Annotated in this window: 20 protein-coding genes; 15 read left to right on the top strand and 5 right to left on the bottom strand. The window is 66.5% G+C overall.

The window, feature by feature from the left end:
* The first annotated feature begins 5 nt into the window (after window positions 1–5).
* The 14 genes from ACQP1G_RS08690 (at window position 6) to ACQP1G_RS08625 (ending at window position 16,617) form a co-directional block, all read left to right on the top strand.
* On the top strand, window positions 6–302 hold the full coding sequence (locus ACQP1G_RS08690; protein WP_433200553.1) for an MGMT family protein: 297 nt from the start codon (window positions 6–8) through the stop codon (window positions 300–302).
* A gap of 39 nt (window positions 303–341) precedes the next feature.
* Window positions 342–1,085 (top strand): VOC family protein, encoded by a 744-nt coding sequence (locus ACQP1G_RS08685; protein ID WP_433200550.1) that lies wholly within the window; start codon window positions 342–344, stop codon window positions 1,083–1,085.
* A gap of 161 nt (window positions 1,086–1,246) precedes the next feature.
* On the top strand, window positions 1,247–3,031 hold the full coding sequence (locus tag ACQP1G_RS08680) for an NTP transferase domain-containing protein (protein ID WP_433200547.1): 1,785 nt from the start codon (window positions 1,247–1,249) through the stop codon (window positions 3,029–3,031).
* 92 nt (window positions 3,032–3,123) lie between these two features.
* Window positions 3,124–3,306, top strand: coding sequence for a hypothetical protein (locus ACQP1G_RS08675; protein WP_433200544.1), 183 nt, complete (start codon window positions 3,124–3,126; stop codon window positions 3,304–3,306).
* A gap of 593 nt (window positions 3,307–3,899) precedes the next feature.
* Complete coding sequence (locus ACQP1G_RS08670; RefSeq protein ID WP_433200541.1) at window positions 3,900–4,202, top strand: hypothetical protein; 303 nt, start codon at window positions 3,900–3,902, stop codon at window positions 4,200–4,202.
* Window positions 4,203–4,671: 469 nt separating this feature from the next.
* Window positions 4,672–6,357 carry an S-methyl-5-thioribose-1-phosphate isomerase gene (gene mtnA, locus ACQP1G_RS08665; RefSeq protein ID WP_433200538.1) on the top strand — a complete coding sequence of 562 codons (1,686 nt, stop codon included), beginning with the start codon at window positions 4,672–4,674 and terminating at the stop codon, window positions 6,355–6,357.
* Complete coding sequence (locus ACQP1G_RS08660; RefSeq protein ID WP_433200535.1) at window positions 6,354–6,929, top strand: 1,2-dihydroxy-3-keto-5-methylthiopentene dioxygenase; 576 nt, start codon at window positions 6,354–6,356, stop codon at window positions 6,927–6,929. Before mtnA ends, ACQP1G_RS08660 begins: the two co-directional genes overlap by 4 nt.
* Window positions 6,926–7,609, top strand: a complete 684-nt coding sequence (gene mtnC, locus ACQP1G_RS08655; protein ID WP_433200532.1) for an acireductone synthase — start codon at window positions 6,926–6,928, stop codon at window positions 7,607–7,609. Before ACQP1G_RS08660 ends, mtnC begins: the two co-directional genes overlap by 4 nt.
* Before the next feature lie 517 nt (window positions 7,610–8,126).
* On the top strand, window positions 8,127–11,924 hold the full coding sequence (locus tag ACQP1G_RS08650; RefSeq protein WP_433200529.1) for a nitrate reductase subunit alpha: 3,798 nt from the start codon (window positions 8,127–8,129) through the stop codon (window positions 11,922–11,924).
* Window position 11,925: 1 nt separating this feature from the next.
* The gene (gene narH, locus ACQP1G_RS08645) at window positions 11,926–13,665 is read left to right on the top strand and encodes a nitrate reductase subunit beta (protein ID WP_433200526.1); all 1,740 of its coding nucleotides are present in this window, start codon (window positions 11,926–11,928) and stop codon (window positions 13,663–13,665) included.
* Window positions 13,666–13,699: 34 nt separating this feature from the next.
* The gene (gene narJ, locus ACQP1G_RS08640; protein WP_433200523.1) at window positions 13,700–14,380 is read left to right on the top strand and encodes a nitrate reductase molybdenum cofactor assembly chaperone; all 681 of its coding nucleotides are present in this window, start codon (window positions 13,700–13,702) and stop codon (window positions 14,378–14,380) included.
* Window positions 14,377–15,117, top strand: coding sequence for a respiratory nitrate reductase subunit gamma (gene narI / locus ACQP1G_RS08635; protein ID WP_433200520.1), 741 nt, complete (start codon window positions 14,377–14,379; stop codon window positions 15,115–15,117). The genes narJ and narI overlap by 4 nt, the downstream gene beginning before the upstream one ends.
* A 140-nt stretch (window positions 15,118–15,257) precedes the next feature.
* Entirely contained in the window at window positions 15,258–16,229 is a 972-nt protein-coding gene (locus tag ACQP1G_RS08630; protein ID WP_433200517.1) for an alpha/beta hydrolase, read from the top strand.
* Window positions 16,230–16,275: 46 nt separating this feature from the next.
* On the top strand, window positions 16,276–16,617 hold the full coding sequence (locus tag ACQP1G_RS08625) for a TfoX/Sxy family protein (protein ID WP_433200514.1): 342 nt from the start codon (window positions 16,276–16,278) through the stop codon (window positions 16,615–16,617).
* Between the two features lie 4 nt (window positions 16,618–16,621).
* On the opposite strand, the gene ACQP1G_RS08620 is transcribed toward ACQP1G_RS08625, so the two are convergent.
* Window positions 16,622–18,322: a metallophosphoesterase gene (locus ACQP1G_RS08620; protein WP_433208321.1), complete on the bottom strand. Its 1,701-nt coding sequence runs from the start codon at window positions 18,320–18,322 to the stop codon at window positions 16,622–16,624.
* A 217-nt stretch (window positions 18,323–18,539) separates the two neighbouring features.
* Here ACQP1G_RS08620 and ACQP1G_RS08615 point away from each other — a divergent pair, with 217 nt between their 5' ends.
* On the top strand, window positions 18,540–18,986 hold the full coding sequence (locus tag ACQP1G_RS08615) for a cupin domain-containing protein (RefSeq protein ID WP_433200511.1): 447 nt from the start codon (window positions 18,540–18,542) through the stop codon (window positions 18,984–18,986).
* Here ACQP1G_RS08615 and ACQP1G_RS08610 read toward each other — a convergent pair whose 3' ends face one another.
* The 4 genes from ACQP1G_RS08610 to ACQP1G_RS08595 all read right to left on the bottom strand — a co-directional run bounded on the left by ACQP1G_RS08610 (window position 18,987) and on the right by ACQP1G_RS08595 (window position 22,846).
* Entirely contained in the window at window positions 18,987–19,586 is a 600-nt protein-coding gene (locus ACQP1G_RS08610) for a TetR/AcrR family transcriptional regulator (protein WP_433200508.1), read from the bottom strand. It lies immediately after the preceding gene.
* 134 nt (window positions 19,587–19,720) lie between these two features.
* Window positions 19,721–20,791: a fatty acid desaturase family protein gene (locus ACQP1G_RS08605; protein WP_433200505.1), complete on the bottom strand. Its 1,071-nt coding sequence runs from the start codon at window positions 20,789–20,791 to the stop codon at window positions 19,721–19,723.
* A gap of 484 nt (window positions 20,792–21,275) precedes the next feature.
* Entirely contained in the window at window positions 21,276–21,674 is a 399-nt protein-coding gene (locus tag ACQP1G_RS08600) for a hypothetical protein (RefSeq protein WP_433200502.1), read from the bottom strand.
* A gap of 233 nt (window positions 21,675–21,907) precedes the next feature.
* Window positions 21,908–22,846 carry a TIGR04222 domain-containing membrane protein gene (locus ACQP1G_RS08595; RefSeq protein WP_433200499.1) on the bottom strand — a complete coding sequence of 313 codons (939 nt, stop codon included), beginning with the start codon at window positions 22,844–22,846 and terminating at the stop codon, window positions 21,908–21,910.
* Window positions 22,847–23,215: the final 369 nt, after the last annotated feature.

The raw sequence follows: 23,215 nt of genomic DNA, 5'->3' as shown, positions 1-23,215 counted from the left end.
ATTCGATGGCCACCACCGATGCCGAGGTCGAACGGGTGCGCGCGCTGGTCGCGACGATTCCGCCCGGCCGGGTGGTCACCTACGGCGATATCGCCGCGGCGGCCGGATTGTCCACCCCACGCACGGTCGGCTGGATCATGCGCACCGACTCCGCGGATCTGCCCTGGCATCGGGTGATCGGCGCGAGTGGCCGCCCCGCCGCCCATCTGGCCGATCGCCAGTTGCGCTTGTTGGCCACCGAGGGCGTCGCGATCCGCGAGGGTCGAGTGGACCTGCGCGCCGCGCGTTTTCCGCTCCCGTAAACGGCCCCGCCGCCGTCGATCGGCGGCTACCGTTGAGTCATGTCCACCCGCCTGGCGTGTGTCGTCTTCGATGCAGACCAGCCCCGTTTCGTCGCGGATTTCTGGGCCGCGTTGCTGGGCTGGGCGGTGACCATCGACCGCCCCGATGAGGTCGACGTCGCGGCGCCCGATCCGGACGGCCTCGATCTGGCCCTGACCTTCCGGCCCGCGGCGCGTGCCAAGGACGGTAAGAACCGCATCCATCTGGATCTGGCCAGCCGCTCACTGGACCATCAGCGCGTACAGGTCGACCGCGCGCTCGCGCTGGGGGCCCGCCACGTCGATATCGGCCAGGGCACGGTGCCGTGGGTGGTGCTCGCCGATCCCGAGGGCAATGAATTCTGTGTGCTCGAGCCGAGGGAGGAGTACGTGGACACCGGCGCTGTCGCCGCCATCGTGGTCGATACCCACGACCCGGTGCGACTGGCCGAATTCTGGTCCACCGCCTCCGGCTGGCCGGTCACGCACGGCGGCGCGCAGGTGGCGGGGCTGCGTTCGGCGACCGGACTCGGATGCTGGCTGGAATTCGTCCGCACACCCGACGTCAAGAGCGGCCGCAATCGACTACGTCTCGACCTGGCCTCGTTCCCCGCCGACGATCCGGCCGCCGAAGTGGCCCGGCTACGCGGGGCCACCCAGGTCGCCCCGGACACGGTCGGCGGCGCCCCCGGACCGATGCTCGCCGATCCGGAGACCAACGAATTCTGCCTGCACCGACTGGCCCCCGACTACTCGACGGTGTAGGAGTTGCGACGGCCAGCGCGTCGCCCGAGGCACCCGGCCCTCCCGGGTCCGTACCGCCGACGAATTAGCATGTCGGCCATGCCTGCCCACCCGACGCCCAACCACCACCCAGCATCGAATCGCCGCACGATGCCGCGGGCCATCGCGCCGGGCGCCGACCGGTGACCACCGCTGATGCGATCGTGCTGGCGGGCGGGCGGGCCAGCCGCATGGGGGGCGTCGACAAGCCCGCAATCATCATCGGTGGCCGATCCATGCTCGAAGCGGCCCTCGCGGCGGTGACGCGCTGTGCGCGAACCGTTGTCGTCGGACCGCATCGCCACGAACTGCAGGCGGACATCGTTCAGGTGCGAGAGGTACCGCCCGGCTCGGGTCCGGTCGCCGCGGTGGGGGCCGGGCTGCGCGCACTCGGCCCGACCGCCGCACCGCTGGTGGTGGTGCTCGCCGCGGATCTGCCGTTCCTCTCGGAATCGACAGTGATGGAACTGATCCGGTACGGCACCGAATCCGGTGCGGACGCGGTCTTCGCGGCCGACGAATCCGGACGACCCCAGTATCTGATCGGTGTGTGGCGGCGCACGGCGCTGGCGGCCGCGCTGGAGCGGCTGGACTCGCTGACCAATCAGCCGATGAAGGCGTTGATTCCGGCCGATACAGTCACCGTCACCATGGCCGGTATCGCCGATTGCGATACCGAAGAGCAGGTGCGGCGGGCCCGGATGGCCTGGGATACGGGCGCCGCGTCGAGCGCTCGCCCCGCACCGTCGTCGACCGCTTCCGGTGCACCGCTACCTCTCGATGAGGCACGGAATATCCTGCGCACCACTATCTCTCGACTCACCGAGTATCGGGCCGAACTGAACTCCGTGCGCGGCGCCACCCTCGCCGCGCCACTGACCGCCGTCGGACCGCTGCCGCGCTTCGACGTCTCGGCGATGGACGGATACGCGGTCGCCGGTGATGGTCCGTGGCGTTTGCGCCGCGATATCGGCTTCGCGGGCGGACGGCGGCCGATCGGATTGCTGCCCGGTGAGGCGGTGCGGATCGCCACCGGCGCACATGTGCCCGATGGCACCACACGCGTGCTCCGTGACGAATTTGCACGGGTCGACCAGGACGAAACACTGCACCAGCGACCGGATTCCCCGCTGCGCGACGATATCCGCCGCCGTGGCGAGGACCGCGATTCCGGCGATCTGGTCGCCCCCGAGGGCACCGCGGTCACCGCGGCCCTGATCTCCGCAGCGGCCAGTGTGGAGGTGACCGAGGCGGTCGTGCGCGGCCCGGTCCGAGCCAGGATCATCATGACCGGTGACGAGATCCGCAGCACCGGCCCGCTGCAGATCGGCCAGACCCGCGACTCGATCGGCCCCATCCTGCCGGATGTACTGTCCTGGTACGGAATTCGCACGGTGGATCGCGTTCACCTGCGTGATACCCCGCGCGGCTTCGACGAAGTGCTCGGCGCCACCGACGATGGCGATCTGCTGGTGATCGTCGGCGCCACCGGTGGCGGGGCGGCGGACCAGTTGCGCGGCGCCATCGCACGCGCGGGGGCTCGAATCCTGGTGCACCGCTTGGCCCTACGTCCCGGCGGATCCACCATCGTTGCCGAACTGGCCACCGGCACAACCATTCTCGGCCTGCCCGGCAACCCGTTCGCGGCCCTGGCCATACTGATGGCCCTGTCCCCCGCCCTGGCCGAAGGCCGGACCGGCGGGCATCCGCTGCGTCCGCCGGTCGGGCCGCTGCATAACGCGAGCGCGATCTCCGGGCCCGTCACCCGCATCGTCCCGGCTCGTATCGCTCCCTACGGCGGCTGGCTCGGCGATCCCCAGATCCGCACCACCCATCTGGGCGGCCTCGTCGACCGTGACGGCCTGGTCATCGTCCCGGCCGGAGCCACCGACGACGATCTGGTCGAATTCCTCCCACTGCGGATGTAAAGAATTGATCTTTTCCTTCCACCGATGATGTCCGCTCGCTATTGTGTGATGGTTAGGCGAATCCCAATCACTTCGGAAAGGACCGAGTGGAGATGGCTGAAAAGTCGAAGAAGACGCCTAAGAAAATGCCCAAGCCGATGGAGCGGCAGCAGCAACAGCAGCGCCAGGACCAGAGCGGTATGAACCGATCTGGCTCGAGCGATCGCGATCGCATGGGCGATGAGCAGCGCCAGGAGCGGCGAGGCGCTGAACAGCGCCGACCCGGGCAAGCCTGATCTGAAACGGGCCGCCGGATCCTGCATTGGACCGGCGGCCCGGCTGTGCGTACCAGAGCCACTCCAACTCTTCCCGGTTCGGGAGCGGCTTGGGACTTTAATTACGACACTGCATTTCCGCCGATCCCCCGATAATGCTCGACGTGTGCTCGCGAATACACTGCGCGCCCGTTCGAAATTACGCCGACGGCGACGCCGCAGCGCTGTTTTTTGCCGCAGCAAATGCGAAATACATTGTGGGCGGCCATCGAGTCGTCCGTAGGGCCCTGATGGGTGCCATATGGCTCGGATCGGCGAAGTTCGGCCGCATGGGGCTACGCGCCAAGGCACAGCAGCTCCGGAGTGTCGAGGCACGGCGGGCAAGGGTGGGGTCGGGAGTGGGCACGGCGTCGAAGCGGCGGCGGGTGTAGGCCGCTCGGGGCGCAGCGAATACCTCTGCTACGGGACGGTTTCGACGACGGAACCCTGGTGCAGGACCACGACGCGGTCGGCGACCCGGTGCACCACCGCGGGGTCGTGGCTGATCGCCGAGAAGGTCGCCGAACTCGCTGCCGCCTGGGACGAATCCGCCTGGGGTGAATACGGTTTTCCCCTTGGTCACCCGGCACGATCTGGCGCGACGGCGGCCCGAGGAGGCGCGCTTCGCGGCGCCGGTGCGGCTGCTGCCGGGCACACCGACGCTGGAGCGCCATCGCTCCCAGCGCTCGATCACCGACCGGGACTTCATGATCGAGGCCGAACTCGGCGGCCACCGACCCGGCGACCAGGGCATGCCCGTCACACACGGCGATCCGTTCGGCGCTATGTGCGCTACGGCGAGGAATGCCGAATCATATGCGGGCCCAACAGCTATGGCATCTACCACGCGCCCACCCCCACGAGCTCGTCATCGATAGTTGCCGCGATGATGTTGGCTGCCTCGCTATCTCGGTCGGGTGACGACCGAACCGCTCGCGGCGGGCGTGCGGCGGATCACGGTGCGCGCCACGGTTCGTCCGGCTGCGCTCGGACTACGTCATCGAGATGGACGGCGTGCCCGGCCCACAACTGCTCGATCAGATGCAGCTCGTCGGCATATCACCATGGACCGGAATCGCCGTCGGCGTCGACGCCCGCGGCCCGGTCTCCTGGGACCCGCGCGAACGCCGCGGCGCCTGCCACTACACCCGTGGACCTACGCGCGATCACCTACACCCCCGGCCCGATCCGGGTGCCCCAGCAGACCATCGAGACAGTCGAGTGAGGCGGAATTCGTCGCCCAATGACCGCGCCGAGCACCGGCGGCCGGATTTCGGCTGCCACCGACCGTCCGATACCGTTGACCAGGGACAACACCCCAGTCCGCCGGACCGAAGGATGCACCTGATGGACGACAGTTCCCTGATCTGGGACGACGGTGCACTGGTCACCATCGACCAGCGCGAACTGCCGCAGGAGGTGCGCGAGCTGCGGCTGACCACGGTCGATGAGGTCATCGACGCGATCAAGACGCTGGCCATCCGCGGCGCGCCCGCGATCGGGATCGCGGGTGCGTTCGGTGTCGTCATCGCCACCGCCGCGCATACGGCCGACGGTGTCGTCGATGTGGCGCGGGCCGAGGCGGATGCCGCGCGGATCGCCGACGCCCGGCCCACCGCGGTCAATCTCGCCTGGGCGGTGCGGCGGGTGGTGCCCAAGGTGCCGCTCGGTGCGGATGCGGTGCTCGCCGAAACCCTGGCCATGCTGGCCGAGGACGGTCGCGTCAATCGGGCCGCCGCGACGCATGCCGCCGATCTCGTGCAGCGGCTCTGCCCGGACCGGCCGCTGCGGGTGCTCACCCACTGCAATACGGGGCGACTGGCGACCAGCGCCTTCGGCACCGCGATCGGGGCGATGCGGGTGCTGTCCGAGCGCGGGGCGATCGAGAACGTGCTGGTCGACGAGACCCGCCCGCTACTGCAGGGCGCGCGGCTGACCGCTTGGGAGCTGGCGGAAGCGGGCATACCGCATCGGCTCACCATCGATTCGGCGGCGGCCTGGGCGATGGCGACCGGTCAGGTCGACTGTGTGCTGGTCGGCGCGGACCGGGTTACCGCCAATGGTGATGTCGCGAACAAGATCGGCACCTATGGACTCGCGATCGCGGCCCGCCACCACGGCATTCCGTTCATCGTGGTGGCGCCGGAGTCGACGCGTGATCCGAAGATGGCGACCGGTGCCGATATCGTCGTCGAACAGCGGGCCACAGCGGAGGTGACCGGATTCGGTGGTGTCGCAACGGCTCCCACCGATACCGCGGCGTTCAATCCGGCCTTCGATGTGACACCAGCGGAGTTGGTGACCGCGGTCGTCACCGAACTCGGTGTCGTCCACGGTGCGAATGCCGAAGGGGCCGAAGGTGATCCAGGTGCGGCCATCGCCGATATCGCGCGCGAGTTGTACGGCAACGGCTGGATGCCGGGCACGGCGGGCAATATCTCGGTGCGCACCGGCGATACCGCGGTGATCACCGGCAGTGGTCTGTCGAAGGGTGAACTGACCGCGCGTGACATGGTGACCGTCCGCATCGCGGACTCCGCGCCGGTGCCGGAGCAGCAGCGCAAACCCTCGGCGGAGACCACGATTCACACCGCGGTGTACCGAACCACGGATGCCACGGCCGTCGTACACATCCATCCGCCGTACGCGACGACCGCCGCGACCCGCTACGGCGCCCCCGACGCGGTGACCACCCTGCGCATCGCGGACTACGAACTCATCAAGGGCCTGGTGGCCAAGGAGCCGGACGGTACCTACCCGACCGTTCTGGACCTCCCCGTCTTCCCGAACTGGCCCGACGTCGCGCGCATCGGCGCCGATATCGAGCGATATCTGAGCGAGAACCCCACCGCGGCACCGGTATTGGGCATCGTCGGGCACGGAATCACGACGTGGGGGGACAATCTCTCCCAGGCACGCGATCGCGCCGAATGCCTCGAGGCACTATGTGAGCTGGTGGCCCGCACCGGCCGACGGCAGGCATTTGCCGGGCGCAATCCGAACGAGATCCTCGAGATTGGACTGACATCATGACGCTGCTGCAGGTTATGGCCGCCGACAATGCCGACAAGGTACTGCTGCGCACCACCGACGATGCGGTGATCGCAGCCGAATTGGCCGCCAGGGGAATCGCTTTCGACCGCTGGCCGGTGCTGGACAACGCCACCGAAACGTCCTCGGACGAACTGCTGGCCGAATATGACGACCGGGTGGCCGAACTCAATGCCTCCGGCCGCTACCAGCATATCGATATCGCGCGCATCCACCCCGACGACGCGAATCCGGAGTGGCCGCAGATCGCCAAGGGCGCTCGGGAAAAATTCCTCAACGAGCACCGGCACGCCGAGGACGAGGTGCGGTTCTTCGCGGCCGGACGCGGCTGCTTCTACCTGCATCTCGGTGACGAGATCGTGGCGGCGGTCTGCGAAGGCGGCGACCTGCTCTCGGTGCCCGCTGGCACGCTGCACTGGTTCGATATGGGCACCCGCCCCGACTTCATCGCCATCCGGTTCTTCGAGGAGGCCGACGGCTGGGTCGGCGATTTCACCGGTGACCCGATCAGCGCGGGTTTCCCAACCCTCGACCAGCTGCTGATCGCCCCGTGATCACCGCCGTCGTCGTCGATATCGAGGGCACCACCAGCCCGACCAGCTCGGTGCGCGAGGACCTGTACGGCTACACCCGGGCGCGCCTGCCCGAGTGGCTGGCCGAAAACCGTGCGGGTGCCGCCGCTCCCATCATCGCGGCCACCCGGGACCTCACCGAACGCCCCGATGCCGACACCGATGAGGTTGCCGCGACTCTGCGCGACTGGCTCGGCTCGGATGTGAAGGCCGAACCGCTCAAGGCCGCCCAGGGCATCATCTGCGCCGAGGGCTTCCGCAACGGTGCGCTGCACGGCGAATTCTTCCCGGATGTCGCGCCAGCCCTCACCGCCTGGCACGCCGCGGGCCTGGCACTCTACGTCTACTCCTCGGGATCGGTACGCAACCAACAGGATTGGTTCACCTTCGCCCGCGGCGGTGAACTGGCATCGATCATCGGCGGCTACTTCGACCTGTCGAGTGCGGGTCCGAAACGCGAACCCGCGTCCTATGCGAAGATCGCGAGCGCCATCGGCGCACCCGCCGACCGCATCCTGTTCCTGTCCGACCATCCGGACGAACTCGACGCCGCCGTCGCCGCGGGCTGGTCCGTGACCGGTGTCCACCGTCCCGGCGAGCCCAATCCCGCACAGCCCCCGCATCATTGGATCGCCTCGTTCGCCGAACTGAACCTGCCCTGAGGCATTCGCCCGCCGCCTGCAACAACGACAGTCGATCGAATGCCGCGCGCGCCCCGGCGTGCGTTGGTTCCCTCGATGACTTCGGCCGAAGAATAATCCGCTAATCCGGCAATCTCCGAAACTATCGGCAAATCCGTAGCGAATATCCGAGCGGGTCGCGAAAATGGCGCGCGCCGGGTCGGTCGACAGCCCCGCGCGGGTGCGGAATCGGCCTCGGAAGGGCTCCCGAAGTGTGTTAACAAATGTAAACCACCTGAGAACCAGCGGTTTCCAAAGCATCACCGGCAAGTCCCCGAAACTCCCGCCGGGAGTCGCGTTTCGGCCGGTCAGGGCGGATCCGCCCAGGTCACCTCGATACCTTCGGCATTTGGCGGCAATCGCGGGGTGACCACCACGTTGCGCCGACCTCACAACTCACGATCGGCCAGCGCGCGCTGTGAGAGGATCGTTTGGACGAGCGTCGCGACCTCCTTACAGTCGGTGCATCAGCCCGATTTCACAGCTCGAAGGGGACGTCGTGGTTAATTCGCGCACTCAGGCTTCCGCGTCCTCCGATTCGGCCGATCGGCAATCCACCGACGCGAGCGATGCACTGCTGCGTCTCGGCAAATACTTCCACCGCGGCGAGGTGTCGACCGACCAGCGCAGCCTGCATCAGGTCGGCGGGCGCAGCGCCGACGAGTTCTACCGGGACCGCTGGTCGCACGATAAGGTGGTGCGCTCCACGCACGGCGTGAACTGCACCGGGTCCTGCTCCTGGAAGATCTACGTCAAGGACGGCGTGATCACCTGGGAGTCGCAGCAGACGGACTATCCGTCGGTCGGCGCGGACAAGCCCGAGTACGAACCGCGCGGCTGCCCGCGTGGGGCATCGTTCTCCTGGTACACGTATTCGCCTGCGCGCGTGCGCTATCCGTATGTGCGCGGGGTGCTGCTCGAGCTGTACCGGGAGGCGAAGGATCGGCTCAAGGATCCGGTGCTGGCCTGGGAATCGATCGTCGAGGATCCGGAAAAGGCCGCGCGCTACAAGTCGGCGCGTGGCAAGGGCGGATTCGTGCGCGCCGAGTGGTGGGAGGCCGCCGAGATCGCCGCCGCCGCGCACGTGCACACGATCAAGAAGTACGGACCGGACCGGGTGGCCGGATTCTCTCCCATTCCGGCCATGTCCATGGTCAGCCATGCCGTCGGCGCCCGGTTCATTTCCATGCTCGGCGGCTCGATGCTGTCGTTCTACGACTGGTATGCCGACCTGCCGGTGGCCTCGCCGCAGGTCTTCGGCGATCAGACCGATGTGCCGGAATCGGCCGACTGGTTCGACGCGGGCTACCTCATCATGTGGGGATCGAATGTCCCGGTGACCCGCACCCCGGACGCGCACTATATGACCGAGGCCCGCTACCGCGGTCAGAAGGTCGTCGTGGTCTCACCCGACTACGCGGACAACACCAAATTCGCGGACGAATGGGTGCCAGCGCGACCGGGAACCGATGCGGCCCTTGCCATGTCGATGGGTCATGTGATCCTGAAGGAATTCTTCGTCGAGCGCGGCACGCCCCGGTTCCTCGACTACGTCAAGCGCTACACCGATCTGCCCTTCCTGGTGTGCCTAGACGATCCGGAGGGCTGGGACGCCGCTGGTGTGTACCACCACGACGGCGCGCTGCCCGGCAAATTCCTCACCGCAGCCGACCTCGGCCATACCGATGAGACCGCCCAGCACAAGATGGTGTTGCTCGACGCCGCCGGTAATCCGGTGGTGCCCAATGGCTCGCTCGGACACCGCTTTACCGCGGGCGACGAAGGCAAGTGGAATCTGGATCTCGAAGGCGTCGATCCGCTACTGACCCTGCACGACCGCGCCGACCAGCGCCCGATCGCGGTGCAACTGCCGCGATTCGATACCGATACCGCGGGCGTGCTGGTGCGTGGTGTACCGACGATCACCGTCGCGGGCAAGCGGGTCACCACGGTCTTCGACCTGTTGCTCGCGCAGTACGGTGTGGGGCGCGACGGGCTGCCGGGGACCTGGCCGACCGGTTACGACGACGCCCGCGAGCCCTACACCCCGGCCTGGCAGGAGGCCATTACCGGCGTGCCCGCCGTACAGGCGCGGCGTATCGCCCGCGAATTCGCCGATAACGCCGAAAAATCCGGCGGCCGGTCGATGATCCTGATGGGTGCTGGCACCAATCACTGGTTCCACTCCGACCAGATCTACCGCGCCTTCTTCACGCTGACCCTGCTCACCGGATGCCAGGGCGTCAATGGCGGCGGCTGGGCGCACTACGTCGGCCAAGAGAAATGCCGCCCGGTAACCGGTTGGTCGACACTGGCTTTCGGGCTGGACTGGCAGCGACCGCCGCGCCAGATGCAGGGCACGGTGTTCTGGTACCTCAGCAATGATCAGTGGCGCTACGACCCGTTCACCGCACAGTCCTTCGCCTCCCCGCTGGGCCGTGGGAAATTCGCGGGCCGGACCGCCGCCGACAATATCGCGCTGGCCAGTCGCCTGGGCTGGATGCCGAGTTATCCGACATTCGACCGCAATCCGCTGGATCTGGTGGACGAGGCCGAAGCGGCGGGCAAGTCGGCACCCGACCATGTGGTGGACGGGCTGAAGTCCGGGGACCTGCGCTTCGCCTGTGAGGATCCCGATGCGCCGGAGAACTTTCCGCGCTGCCTGACCGTGTGGCGGGCGAATCTGCTCGGGTCCTCCGGTAAGGGCAACGAATACTTCCACAAGCATCTGCTCGGCGCGGATTCCAATCTGCAGACCACCGATGTCGCGGGTGTGCGGCCGCAGGAGTTGGTCTGGCGCAAGGACGCGCCGACCGGCAAACTGGATCTGCTGCTGTCATTGGACTTCCGGATGACCAGCACCACGCTGTTCTCCGATATCGTGCTGCCCGCCGCCACCTGGTACGAGAAGCACGATCTGTCCTCCACCGATATGCACCCGTTCGTGCACGCGTTCTCCCCTGCCATCTCCCCGCCATGGGAGGCCAAGACGGATTTCGATGCGTTCCACCGGATCGCGCGCGGATTCTCCTGGATGGCCGAGAAGCATCTCGGTAAGCGCAAGGACATCGTGGCGGTACCGCTGCAGCACGATTCGCCCGATGCGCTCGCGCAGGCGGGTGGACGCGTACTCGACTGGAAAACCGGTGAGTGCGAACCGATTCCGGGCAAGACCATGCCGAAGTTGGTCGTGGTCGAGCGGGACTACCCCAAGCTCGCGGAGAAGATGGCCGCACTCGGGCCGCTGATCGATACCCTCGGCGTCACCACCAAGGGCGTCACCACGCATCCGAACGAAGAGGTGGCCTACCTCGCCGGTGTGAACGGCACGGTGGTTTCCGGTGTGGCCCAGGGGCGTCCGTCGCTGGCCAAGGACACCCACGCGGCCGAGGCCATCCTGGCGCTGTCCGGCACCACCAACGGCAGACTCGCGGTCGAAGGGTTCCATGCGCTGGAGCGCCGCACCGGCACCCAGCTCGCCGATCTCGCCACCGAGCACGAGGGCAAGCGAATCACCTTCGCCGACACCCAGTCCCGGCCGGTTCCGGTGATCACGTCGCCGGAATGGTCGGGTAGCGAGACCGGCGGACGGCGCTACTCCCCGTTCACCATCAATACCGAACGACTCAAGCCCTGGCACACCCTCACCGGGCGCCAGCACTTCTACCTCGACCACGACTGGATGGCCGAACTCGGAGAGCAGCTGCCGATCTTCCGGCCACCGCTCGATATGAGCGCGCTGTTCAGCGAGCCAGGGGTGGGGTCCGTCGGTGACAACGGCGTCACCGTTCGGTACCTCACACCGCATTCGAAGTGGTCGATCCACTCGGCGTACCAGGACAACCTGCACATGCTGACGCTCTCGCGCGGCGGGCAGTCGATCTGGATGTCGGATAAGGACGCGGCGAAGATCGGTGTGGCGGATAACGATTGGATCGAGGCGGTCAACCGCAACGGTGTGGTTGTCGCGCGGGCCATCGTCAGCCACCGGATGCCCGAGGGCACGGTGTTCATGTACCACGCCCAGGACCGGGCGGTGGATGTGCCGCGCATCGAGGGGCTGCCGAATGCGAACGGCAGCGGGAACGGATTCGACTGGGCCGCACCGGACAAGCAGCCCGGTAAGGGTAAGCGCGGCGGCATCCACAATGCGCTCACCCGCATCATGATCAAGCCGTCGCATCTCATCGGCGGTTATGCGCAGCAGTCCTTCGCACTGAACTACCACGGCCCCACCGGAAATCAGCGCGACGAGGTCACCACCATTCGTCGTCGCTCGCAGGAAGTGGAGTACTGACATGCGTGTCATGGCACAGATGGCCATGGTGATGAACCTGGACAAGTGCATCGGCTGTCACACCTGCAGTGTCACCTGTAAGCAGGCGTGGACCAACCGCGGCGGCACCGAGTACATGTGGTTCAACAATGTGGAAACCCGGCCGGGACAGGGTTATCCGCGCCGATACCAGGATCAGGACAAGTGGAAGGGCGGCTGGAAGCTCACCAAGCGCGGCAAGCTCACCCTGAAGTCCGGTTCGCGCATCAAGCGCCTGCTCAATATCTTCGCCAATCCGGATCTGCCCACGGTCTCGGATTACTACGAGCCGTGGAGCTACGACTACGACAACCTGCTGTCCGCGCCCGCGATGGACACCAGCCCGGTGGCGCGGCCGAAATCGCTGATCACCGGCCAGGATACGAAGATCACCTGGGGCGCCAACTGGGATGACGACCTGGGCTCCGGACCGGAGCAGGTAGGTAAGGACCCACTGCTCGCCAAGCTCTCCGATCAGGTGAAGCTGGAGTTCGAGCAGACCTTCATGTTCTATCTGCCGCGGATCTGCGAGCACTGCCTCAATCCGTCGTGTGTGGCCTCGTGCCCATCGGGTGCGATCTACAAGCGGTCCGAGGACGGCATCGTACTGGTCGACCAGGACAAATGCCGCGGCTGGCGGCAGTGCGTCAGCGGCTGCCCGTACAAGAAGATCTATTTCAACCACAAGACGGGTAAGGCGGAGAAGTGCACGTTCTGCTACCCCCGCGTGGAAGTCGGCATTCCGACGGTCTGTTCGGAAACCTGCGTCGGGCGGCTGCGCTACATCGGCGTCATGCTCTACGACGCGGATGCGGTGCAGGCAGCGGCCTCGGTCACCGACACCGAGGATCTGTATCCGTCACAGCTCGGGGTGTTCCTCAATCCGCATGATCCGCGGGTGATCGCGCAGGCCGAACGCGCCGGGATCTCGCCGGAGTGGATCGAGGCCGCGCAGAACTCGCCGGTCTACAAGTTGATCGTCGACTACCAGATCGCGCTGCCGCTGCATCCGGAATACCGCACCATGCCGATGGTTTGGTACGTGCCGCCGCTGTCGCCGGTGGTGGATGTGCTGTCGGAGACCGGACACGATGCCGAGGACGCGTCGAATCTGTTCGGCGCCATCGATGCACTGCGCATTCCGATCGAGTACCTGGCCGAGTTGTTCACCGCCGGTGAGATCGGACCGGTACGCGCCGCGCTGCAGCGGCTGGCCGCCATGCGGTCGTTCATGCGGTCGGTGAATCTCGGTATGGAGCCGGATCCTTCGATCGCGCCGTCGGTGCGGTTGGGGCCCGAGGAGATCGAGGCGATGTACCGGCTGCTCGCCATCGCGAAATACGAACACCGGTATGTGATTCCACAGGGCGCGACTTCCCAGGCGCACGAACTGGATTCGCTGGCCACCGGATGCAGCCTCGATACCGATGGCGGGCCGGGTATGACGGCGTTCGACACGATGGTGGAGAAATTTCATCTCACCGATGCCAATGATGCCGCGCCGGAACAGAAGTCGACGCGGGTCAACCTGCTGAACTGGGACGGGCGCAGCACCGAGGGGTTGTTGCCCGTCGCGACCAATGGCAATGGCGCCACTGGGCACGGCACGAACGGGACCAACGGTTCGGCGACAAACGGTACAGCCACAAATGGTTCGACCGACGGCAGGCCAGCAGTGACGAACGGTTCCGCCGCGCCGACGCCGACCGGAGCGCCCCAGTGAACGCCATCGACCCGCTGACTGTCGGAGGCCGGTGATGGCACTGCTGAAAGTGCGCCGCAGGCCGGAGCCCGTCGCTCGACTGTCCGAGCGGGACTGCCGTCTGGTGTGGCGAATAGCCGCCCTACTGCTCGACTATCCGAGCGAGCAGATGTTGGCGACCGTCGACCAGATCGATGATGCCGCAATGCGATTGCCGGACGAGGTGGGTGCGCACCTGCTGGAATTCGTCCACCATGTGCGCGCCACCACGCCGCTCACGCTGGCCCAACAGTATGTCGAAACCTTCGATATGCGACGGCGTTCCAGCATGCATCTGACGTTCTACGCCTACGGCGACACCCGCAAGCGCGGCATGGCACTGCTGCGGTTCAAGCACGCCTATCGCCACGCGGGTGTCGAACTCGGCGACGAGGAGTTGCCCGACCACCTGCCGGTGCTGCTGGAATTCGCCGCCACCGTCGACCCGATCGGCGGCGAACGTCTGCTCGGCGAGCACGTCCCGGTGATCGAATTGCTGCGTCTGTCGCTGATGGACAACGGATCCCCCTATGCCGCGGTGCTTGCCGCCGTGGTCGCCACACTGCCGCCATTGACCACCGCGGACCGCCGTCGGATCGCCGAACTCGCCGCGCAGGGACCGCCCGACGAAGAGGTCGGCCTCGACCCCTTCGCGATGGACCCCACCCTCTTCGACGGATCGGAAGCCCGCCGATGACCACCACCTTCTGGATGACACTGCCCTACGTGGCTTTTACCTCGTTCCTGCTCGGCCACCTGTGGCGTTACCGCAATGACCAATTCGGCTGGACCACGAGGTCATCCCAGATCTACGAGAGCCGCCTGCTGCGTCTCGGCAGCCCGCTGTTCCACTTCGGCATGCTCGGCGTCATCGGCGGTCACGTCCTCGGCGTGCTGATCCCGGAGTCCTGGACCGCCGCGGTCGGCATCTCCGAGCACTCCTACCACGTGATCGCGGTGGCGGCGGGTTCGGTCGCGGGACTCGCGGTCATCCTCGGCATCGGCATCCTGCTCTACCGCCGCATCACCGTCCCCGCCGTCCGCAAGGCCACCACCCGCAACGACCAGCTCATGTACGTACTGCTGGCCGCCGCACTGATCACCGGCCTGCTCAATACCTGGGGCAGCAATCTGCTGTGGGGTACCTACAACTATCGCGAGACCGTATCCCCGTGGTTCCGTAGCCTTTTCACCCTGCACCCGCAGCCCGAGCTAATGGTCGGCACACCGTGGACCTTCCAGGTCCACGGTCTCGTCGTGCTGACCCTAATCGCGATCTGGCCCTATACCCGCCTGGTCCATATGTTCAGTGCCCCCGTCGGCTATCTGACCCGCCCATACATCGTCTACCGGGCCAAAGAATCCAATGCCACGGACAAGCGCCGCTACGCCCGCGCCTGGGACGCCCCCGTCACGCCCGAAACCTGGCGCTGACCCCGAGTTCGGGTCCTCTCACCCGATGCCCCGTGGCCCCGTCCTCCCACATCGGGAGGATTGGGGCCGCGCCATTTTCCAGCAAACACGCCCCGCCGAATCCCGTGACCACCGCTGAGGCCGTGATAGGAATTCGACCCATGTACCGGCTACTGCGATGCCTGGTTTTCCTGTTCGCGGTCTGTGCCGCGACGATCCCCACCACCGCCGGAGCCGACCCCGGCTCCCAGATCCTCGACGTTCGCCCGTTGGGCGGGCGACAGTTCGAGGTCGTGGTCCATTCGGCGGCGATGAATCGGCCGATCACGCTGTGGATGTCACATCCCGGCTCCGGCGCGCCCGCGCTCTATCTGCTCAATGCGGTCGACGGCGGCGAGGACGGCGGGCCCTGGACGATCCGCACGGATGTCGCGGACTTCTTCGCGAATAAGAACGTCAATGTGATCGTGCCGATGGGCGGGCGCGCGAGTTATTACACCGATTGGCTCAATGACGATCCGGTCCTGGGCCGCAATAAGTGGACCACCTTCCTGACCCAGGAACTGCCGCCGCTGCTGGAATCACGCTTCGGGATGACCGGGCGCAATGCCGTTGCGGGCGTGTCGATGTCGGCGACCTCGGCACTGAATCTGGCCATCGGCGCACCCGGCCGCTATCAGGCAATTGGTGCCTACAGCGGCTGTCCGCGCACCAGTGACGCCGCGGCCAATGCCTATGTGCACTCCGAGCTCGCGGTCTTCGGCGCCAATGCAGACAATATGTGGGGCGCGCCGGACAATCCGGCCTGGGCCGAACACGATCCGATGCTGCATGTGGACCAGCTGCGCGGCATGGCGCTCTACGTCTCGGCGGGCAATGGCGTCGCGGGCGCGCACGAAGCGCTCGGCGATATCGGCATCGACGGCAACCCGGTCCGCCTGCTCGATCGCATGCTGGTCGGCGGCGTCATGGAAACCGTCATCGGCGAATGCACCCGCCCATTCGTGGACCGGCTGGCCGCCGCTGGCGTGCCGGCCACCGTGAATCTGCGTCAGGGCACCCACGCCTGGTCCTACTGGCAGGACGACCTGCACGAGTCCTGGCCGCTGTTCGCGGCCGCGATCGGCGCGTAGGCGCGGTTCGTCCGAAACTTGTCGGTGCCCTGGTCGACAATGCGGTATGGCGTATGACAAGGAGCTCGCCGATCGGATCCGGGAGCTGATCGAGCCCGAACCCGGTCTGGTCGAGAAGAAGATGTTCGGCGGTCTGGCCTTCCTGATCGGCGGCAATATGGCGGTCGCGGCGAGCGGTCGGGGCGGTCTACTGGTCCGCGTCGCCCCGCAGGACAGCACCGCGCTGCTCGCCCGCGCGTACGTCGCCACGATGGTGATGGGCGGCCGGGAGATGACCAACTGGCTGCACGTCGACGGCGCGGCGGTCACCGACGACGCCGCGCTCGACGAATGGATCGATCGCGGTGTGAGCTATGCGCGCTCACTCCCGCCGAAGAAGAACAAGTAGCCGTTCAGCGGACGAGGCGGCGGAAGGTGAGTTTGTCGAATTCCCGGCCGTATTCGTCCACCGCGACCACATCCATTTCGCTGGCGAAGATGCCGGGCCGGACATCGACGCGCAGGAACGAGTAGTTGCGGAACCGTACTCGCGACCAGGGAGCGGCCTCATCCTGCTTATCGCCGGAGGAGGTCCAGACATAGCTGTTCGCGACGGTGGTGTCCGGCAATTCGTGGCCGCGGAACGATTCCTGCGAGCCGGGTTGGAAGTCGTAGCGCGGGCGACCACCACCGCCGACGGTGTAATAGACGGTGCCGTCGGTCTCCGGGTAGACGATCGAATTGTCACCGGCGACCCTGGTCGCGGCGCCAGCGCGGATCGGATCCGTGCGTTCGAAGACGTGATTGTGCCCCTGCAGCACCAGATCCACCTGATACCTGTCGAACAGTCCCGCCCAGGCGTCACGCAGGCCGCCGTCGCTGGCATGTGCGTCGGTGGTCGAATACGCACAGTGGTGGAAGAAGCACACCAGGAAGTCGATCTCCGGATCCGCGCGGTAGGCGGCGAGGGTGCGCTCCACCCAACTCGTCTGTGCCCCACCGGAATACCCGGCATTGGCCTTGATCTCATAGGTGACGTCATTGGCGTCGAGCGAGAGCACCGCGACATTGCCGTAGGTGAACGAGTATGCCGAGGGGCAGCCGGCGGGACCGTTGCCGGGAAAGTCCAGCCGTGCCAGATGTCCGCCGTAGCCGTGCTGCCCGTAGGTCGCTTCCATATCGTGGTTGCCGGTGGCGAACATCCACGGAGTCTGGGCGGCGCTGAGTTCGATGGCGCCGAAGTAGACATCCCAGACATACGGGTTGTACTTGTCGAAGCCGGACGCGGCCTGCGTGCCGTGTGCGACGAATTCGTTCGGCTTGCCAGCGCCGGACGGGTCGGCGTAGGCGATATCACCGGCGAGGATGTGGAAATCCGGTTTGGTGGCGGCGATTTGGCGCAGCACATTGCTCGCGTGCGGTGCGGTCGGATCGTTATCGGACTTGTAGTACTTGTCGTCGTAGTCGCCGGACACCGTGCCCGCCGGCAGCGCCGGGGTGTCGTCGGTGCCCTGATCGCCCATCATGGTGAATCGGAACGGCAGGATTGCACTGCGCGCGCTCGGCATCGCGGGTGCGGCGGCGCGGATATCGCCGGTGAACCCGTCGGAGGTGCGCCACCGATAGAAATGCGGCAGTCGGCCCGGCAGACCGTCGACCGGGGCGTGTACGTAGAACTGTTCGGCAGCGAGCACCCCGCCGTCGGCAGTGGGCACCTGGGTCAGCAGATTGCGCACCTCGGCCTCGATGGTGCCGCCGAGCGCGGGTGTCGGGCCGTGGTCCAGAAAGACCTTGGTTCCGGCCGGTGGCCGGGAGAGCTGACCGGCGAATCGCAGCTGACTACTCGCGTCCGGCCCGTACCCGATATGCCGTCCGCCGACCGCGAGCTGCGCGTCCTCGGCGTAGGCGCGCCGGCCGAACGGCGAGGTTCCGACTGCCGCCACCGCCGCGGCGGCGGCCGCACCACGCAGGACATTGCGTCGCGAGACGGCATGGCGGCGTAGATAATTCCGGTGCCACTCGTGCTGCTCGACCATGGTCATCTCGGCGGCCAGGGCGGCGGGAATTCCGGTATTCGGTATATCGCCAGCGGGGTTCAGCGGATTCGACGGCACGGCATCCGATGCTCTACGGCCGCGGCGCATCACGCAACTCGACACCGCTTCCCAGGCACGAACATTTCATGAACTCTGGTCCGCGACCCGGGCCTGCTGTACGGCAGCCGCGCCAATTCGTACAAAACGAACGAATGCCCCAGCGGCAGTGACAATCTGGGCCCGGTGGCCACGCGGGACCCTTTGCCGAGGGCGTCTTCGTGGCTATGCTGCCGCGATGACGCCTTTTACGCGTGCGGCAGTCACCGTGGTCGTCGCGGTCGGTTCAGTGTTCGGTGCCGCGAGCGCCGATGCCACGCCCGGTACCGATATCACCGCGGTCACCCTCGCCCAGGCTCAGATCCCGGCCGGACTGCTGCCCTTCGTCGCGGGCACCGATCTCGTCGTCCGCGAAATCACCATCGCTCCAGGCGGTTCCACCGGCTGGCACTATCACGACGGCCCGGTCTTCGGCTTCGTCCGATCGGGCACCCTGACCCACCCCGGCCCCGACTGCGTCGCCCCCGTCTACCGCACCGGCGATTTCATCTACGAACCCGAAGGTGCCTGGAACGTCCACATCGGCCGCAACCTCGGCCCCGACCCGCTCATCCTCGACGTCGTCTACGCACCACCCACCGGTATGCCACTGTTCGAGGATGCCGACGCCCCGGAGTGCGCGTAATCAGCTCGGCATCCGCTGACGCACCAGCGGTAGGTACACCTCGTCGACGATCTCGATGAGTACATCGTCGGGTGCGCTCGGCACCCCGCGCAGCACGAATTCATTGCGCAGCAAGACAATTGCCACGGTGGCGACCCGTGGATGCAGGGCTTCGGGTGCGGCTTCGCCGCGTGCGACCGCGCGGCCGAGGATGGTCAGCCAGGTGGCGGCGCTGGAGTCGGTGGACTGCTCCGGCAACTGCGCGAGAAGTTCGGACGCGCCACCGGCCGCCGCCAGTAAATCGCGCATGACCGCGCCGAGGGGTGAGCTCCAATGGCGGTTCGCACGGCGCAGCATCTCGAGCACATCGTCGCGCAGATTGCCGGTATCCGGGGGCGCAACGGCAGTGGCCAACAGCCGATACGCGGCGATGCCGAGCGCTAGGCGGTTCGGCCAGCGGCGGTAGATGGCGTTCTTATTGGTGCCCGCGCGGGCCGCGACCTTGTCCATGGTCAGTCCCGCATATCCGGATTCGGCCAGTTCGTCCGCGGCGGCGCGCAGGATCGCCGCTTCCAGCGCGGTACCGCGCCGCCGCGTTTGCCCGGCCTCTGATTGGTCCACGCCCGCCACCCTTCGGTAATCGGAACTGATCGTACCTTCCGATCTGGACGTGACTCCTACACCTAGCGACGATAAGGCACGTCGAGTACCTTACTGAATTCGGCTCCGCCACCTTTCTCGGCGCGGGGAAACGTTCATCCGGCGACCGGGTGTCGGTCGGTGGTGCGGAGGGGGGCGCCGACGTGGTGCAGGTGCCGCAGCGCCTCGCGATAAGAGGAGATCAGCCCGGTCTCGTGGTATGGCACGCCGATTTCGGCGCAGTAGTCGCGGACGATCACCTGGGCGTGACGCAGATTCGGCGTCGGCATGCTCGGGAACAAGTGGTGCTCGATCTGATAGTTGAGCCCGCCGAGGGTGAGGTCGGTCAGCGCGCCACCTCGCACGTTGCGGGAGGTCAGCACCTGCCGGCGTAAGTAGTCGGGGCGGTCGTCACCGGTCAGGGTTGGCATGCCCTTATGGTTCGGGGCGAAGATGCAGCCCATGTACAGGCCGAACAGCGCCTGGTGGACAGCGAGGAACGCGAAGGCTTTGTCGGCGGGCAGGACCGCGAACAGCGCGGCCAGATAGGCGGCGAAGTGGCCGAAGAGCAGCGCGCCCTCCAATCCGCGGTGTTTAACCGATCGATTTCTGAGCGCACGCGCGCCGGCCACATGGAGGTTCAGGCCCTCCAGCATCAGTAGGGGGAAGAACAGGAACGCCTGCGCCCTCCCGATGAGACGAGGCAGACCACGGCTGGCACGCGCCTGCCGTTGTGACCAGACCAGAATGTCGGGCGCGACATCGGGGTCGAGGTCCTCGTGGTTCGGATTGGCGTGATGCCGGGTGTGCTTGTCCTGCCACCAGCCGTAGGCCAGACCTATGCCGGCGTTGCCGACGAGTCGGCCCACGACCTCCGTCGGCCGCCGTAACCGGAAGACTTGGCGGTGCGCGACATCGTGCATGACGAGTGCGACCTGAGCGCATGTGACGGCCATGAACGCCGCGACCATCAGCGTCCACCACGAGTCGCCGACGAGGACGAACGCCGCCCAGCCGGCCGCGAAGGCAATCCCGACGAGGCTGAGCCGGACGGCGTAGTAGACGGGACGCCGGTTCATCAGTCCCGCGTCGGAGATCCGGCGCAGCAGACGGGCGTAATCACCGCCGTCGCCGCCGCGTCGCGATGACTGTGGAAATGACTGTGGGGCCACGGCCGGTGTCGTCATAGATCTTCCTGAGAGCTGAGTCGGAGGTGCCACCTCCGCCCGTCCTCGATGCCGCCCGGTCGATGTCGATCGGAGATCTGATCCAGCGGCCGCTGCTCGGTATGTCCGGGGCGGGGTGACGATTTCGATACAGCGAAGCTATCGGCTGGATTCTCATTCCATGTAATCCCTTGGTATGACGTGGAATCGGACTGTGGTGTGATATCGGATGTCCACCGCAGACCAAGGATCCGGGGTGCAGATCCGAACGTCGTAGCCGACTGCCCCGTCCAAGACGGCATGGCCGAAGACCGGCTCCGGGATCGAGCGCGGTCCGGTTGGCCCTGCCAATAGCCTGCGCAAGTGCGCGCTCATAACCTCATATCGCACGGTTCCCAACGGCCACGCGGCCACCCCCGGGGTTCGAGGGTCGATGGCCGTGTCGCGGGGTCCAGCGAGGACCCCGCGACCAGTTATCAGCTGTGCTGCGCCGGCCCCGCATCCGTCAGGCGGCGTCGAGGGCCGCGGTGATCTTGCGGGCCATCGCGGCCACGGCGGGGCTCGGCTCGCCCTTGCTGGGCTGGACGGCGGCTTCGACGGCGACCAGGACGGTGCTGCGGAAGTTGTCGGCCTCGCCCGGATGCTGCTCGCCGAGCAGGCCGATGGCTGCGGTCAGGCTCGGCAGCACCTGGTCGGCGAGTTCGGCGACGGACTTGCCTTGCAGGTGGATGTCTTTGGACTTGGCGGCGAGCACGTGCCCGACCAGGCCGGTCGCCGAGGTCAGGGCGATGGAGCCGTGCGTGACGCCCTTGTGCGGCACACCGGCGGCGGCCATCAGCGATACGGCGCCGTAGGCGGCGGTGCGAAGGGTGCTCTTGTCCGAGTCGGTCAGGGTGATGGACATGTCGTGTACTCCTCGAAATCGGTTGTGGCACTTGTGTCGGTGCCGATCGTTTTGTTCGATGTGCATACTGTCGCGGGGCCGACTGACACCGACCTGACACACACCTGACACCTCCACTGACATCGCGATCGGCCATCGAATCGCCAGCTGACCGCTGGTGATCACACGGCCCGAGATCGCGGTGGGTCCGCGGCAAGCTCGACGAGGCCGGCAGACGCCGCTACACCGTTCTGTCAGTAACCACCGCCAGCGCCACCGATGTCACCTGCACCGTGGCCACCGTCGTAGTGCCCGTGGCCACCGTCGTAGTACCCGTGGCCACCGTGGTGGTGCCAGTGACCACTTTCCAAGGAACCCCAGAAATCCAGGCCACCCCAATGCCAGCCGTCCGAATCGAAGCCGCCGTGATCGGTATAACTCGGTACCGGGACTCCTGCGACCGAGGTCAGGTCCACGGTCATGCCTAGCGCCACGAATCGCTTGAACAGCGAATGCTGGTTTCGAAAGAAGCCTGTTCCCGGCGCGGAGTCCGTCTCGTCGAGGGCTGTATCGGCGGCCGAAGGCTCGGCGGTCTCCCAGTCGGCGAGTGCACGACGGCTCTCGCGACGCTCCCGGCGCAGCAACCGCCCTCCCGCGATCGTTCGCTGACTGAATAGCAGCAGGCAGAACGCGGCAAGAATCCCCGCAACCAACACCGCCAGATTGCCCCAGGTGACGACATCGGACTCCCAATACGCCGCCACGGCCACCATGGTCAGAATCAGTGTGACCACCACTATGGTCCGACGCCACCAGAGACGCGGGATCAAGCCTGCCTGCGCGAGCCGGTCCCGCGTCGCCGCCAACTCCCTTCGGGTGAACCGTTTTCCGGGCAGCTCGGACAACTGTGCGTGGCGGCGTACATCGGTGAAGACCGCACGCTCCAACTCGTCTGCGTCCAAAGGTAGTGGTTCCCTGGTGCGCCGGAAGTTCCGGCGCGTGTTCATCGTGATCACGTCGTCCGTATCCAGCGACTTGACCGCGGTGACGACAGCGCCAGGCGCGCCGCGGCACAGGTAGCCGAGCTCACTGGCCGACAATTCCGGGATCGACCGCACCCACAACGGGATACGCAGTAGCGCCGACACCCCAACTGGCAGCAAGGACAGGACGATAAGAACGAAACCCGTCACGTTCGAAACCTCCCCCGAATGTGGACGTGGTGAACCAATTATGAGGCAGATCGACACGATTGCCCAGTGACCGGCCAGTTCAGGAACCCCTCCCGGCACGCTTGTGCCGCAACAGGGTTCGATTCGATGCAGGCCGAGTACACCTCGTCCGCGATCACCTTCGAAGGCGGGATCATCCCAACCGGAAACCAACCAGCACCGGGGTCGGATCCACCGTTGATCCTGGGTTGATCCGACGCTCCCTGATCAGTCGCACTCGGTGACAGATGTCGTGAACAAATGACAGATCAGGTGATCGGCCACATCCGAAAACCGGGATCGCCTGCATTCGACCCACGAGGTAGACTCGAACATAAGTTCGAATCAAGG

It is taken from the genome of Nocardia sp. CA-107356, assembly GCF_050946365.1.
GTDB lineage: Bacteria > Actinomycetota > Actinomycetes > Mycobacteriales > Mycobacteriaceae > Nocardia.
The sequence above is the reverse complement of the archived record's forward strand: the minus strand, read 5'-3'. Positions and strand labels throughout refer to the sequence as shown.

Bases quoted from the DNA above. Each gene is read 5' to 3' on its own strand.
- ACQP1G_RS08690 (WP_433200553.1), top strand. From the start codon at position 6: ATGGCCACCACCGATGCCGAGGTCGAACGGGTGCGCGCGCTGGTCGCG.
- ACQP1G_RS08685 (WP_433200550.1), top strand. From the start codon at position 342: ATGTCCACCCGCCTGGCGTGTGTCGTCTTCGATGCAGACCAGCCCCGT.
- ACQP1G_RS08675 (WP_433200544.1), top strand. From the start codon at position 3,124: ATGGCTGAAAAGTCGAAGAAGACGCCTAAGAAAATGCCCAAGCCGATG.
- mtnA (WP_433200538.1), top strand. From the start codon at position 4,672: ATGGACGACAGTTCCCTGATCTGGGACGACGGTGCACTGGTCACCATC.
- ACQP1G_RS08660 (WP_433200535.1), top strand. From the start codon at position 6,354: ATGACGCTGCTGCAGGTTATGGCCGCCGACAATGCCGACAAGGTACTG.
- narH (WP_433200526.1), top strand. From the start codon at position 11,926: ATGCGTGTCATGGCACAGATGGCCATGGTGATGAACCTGGACAAGTGC.
- narJ (WP_433200523.1), top strand. From the start codon at position 13,700: ATGGCACTGCTGAAAGTGCGCCGCAGGCCGGAGCCCGTCGCTCGACTG.
- narI (WP_433200520.1), top strand. From the start codon at position 14,377: ATGACCACCACCTTCTGGATGACACTGCCCTACGTGGCTTTTACCTCG.
- ACQP1G_RS08630 (WP_433200517.1), top strand. From the start codon at position 15,258: ATGTACCGGCTACTGCGATGCCTGGTTTTCCTGTTCGCGGTCTGTGCC.
- ACQP1G_RS08625 (WP_433200514.1), top strand. From the start codon at position 16,276: ATGGCGTATGACAAGGAGCTCGCCGATCGGATCCGGGAGCTGATCGAG.
- ACQP1G_RS08615 (WP_433200511.1), top strand. From the start codon at position 18,540: ATGACGCCTTTTACGCGTGCGGCAGTCACCGTGGTCGTCGCGGTCGGT.
- ACQP1G_RS08605 (WP_433200505.1), bottom strand. From the start codon at position 20,791: ATGACGACACCGGCCGTGGCCCCACAGTCATTTCCACAGTCATCGCGA.
- ACQP1G_RS08600 (WP_433200502.1), bottom strand. From the start codon at position 21,674: ATGTCCATCACCCTGACCGACTCGGACAAGAGCACCCTTCGCACCGCC.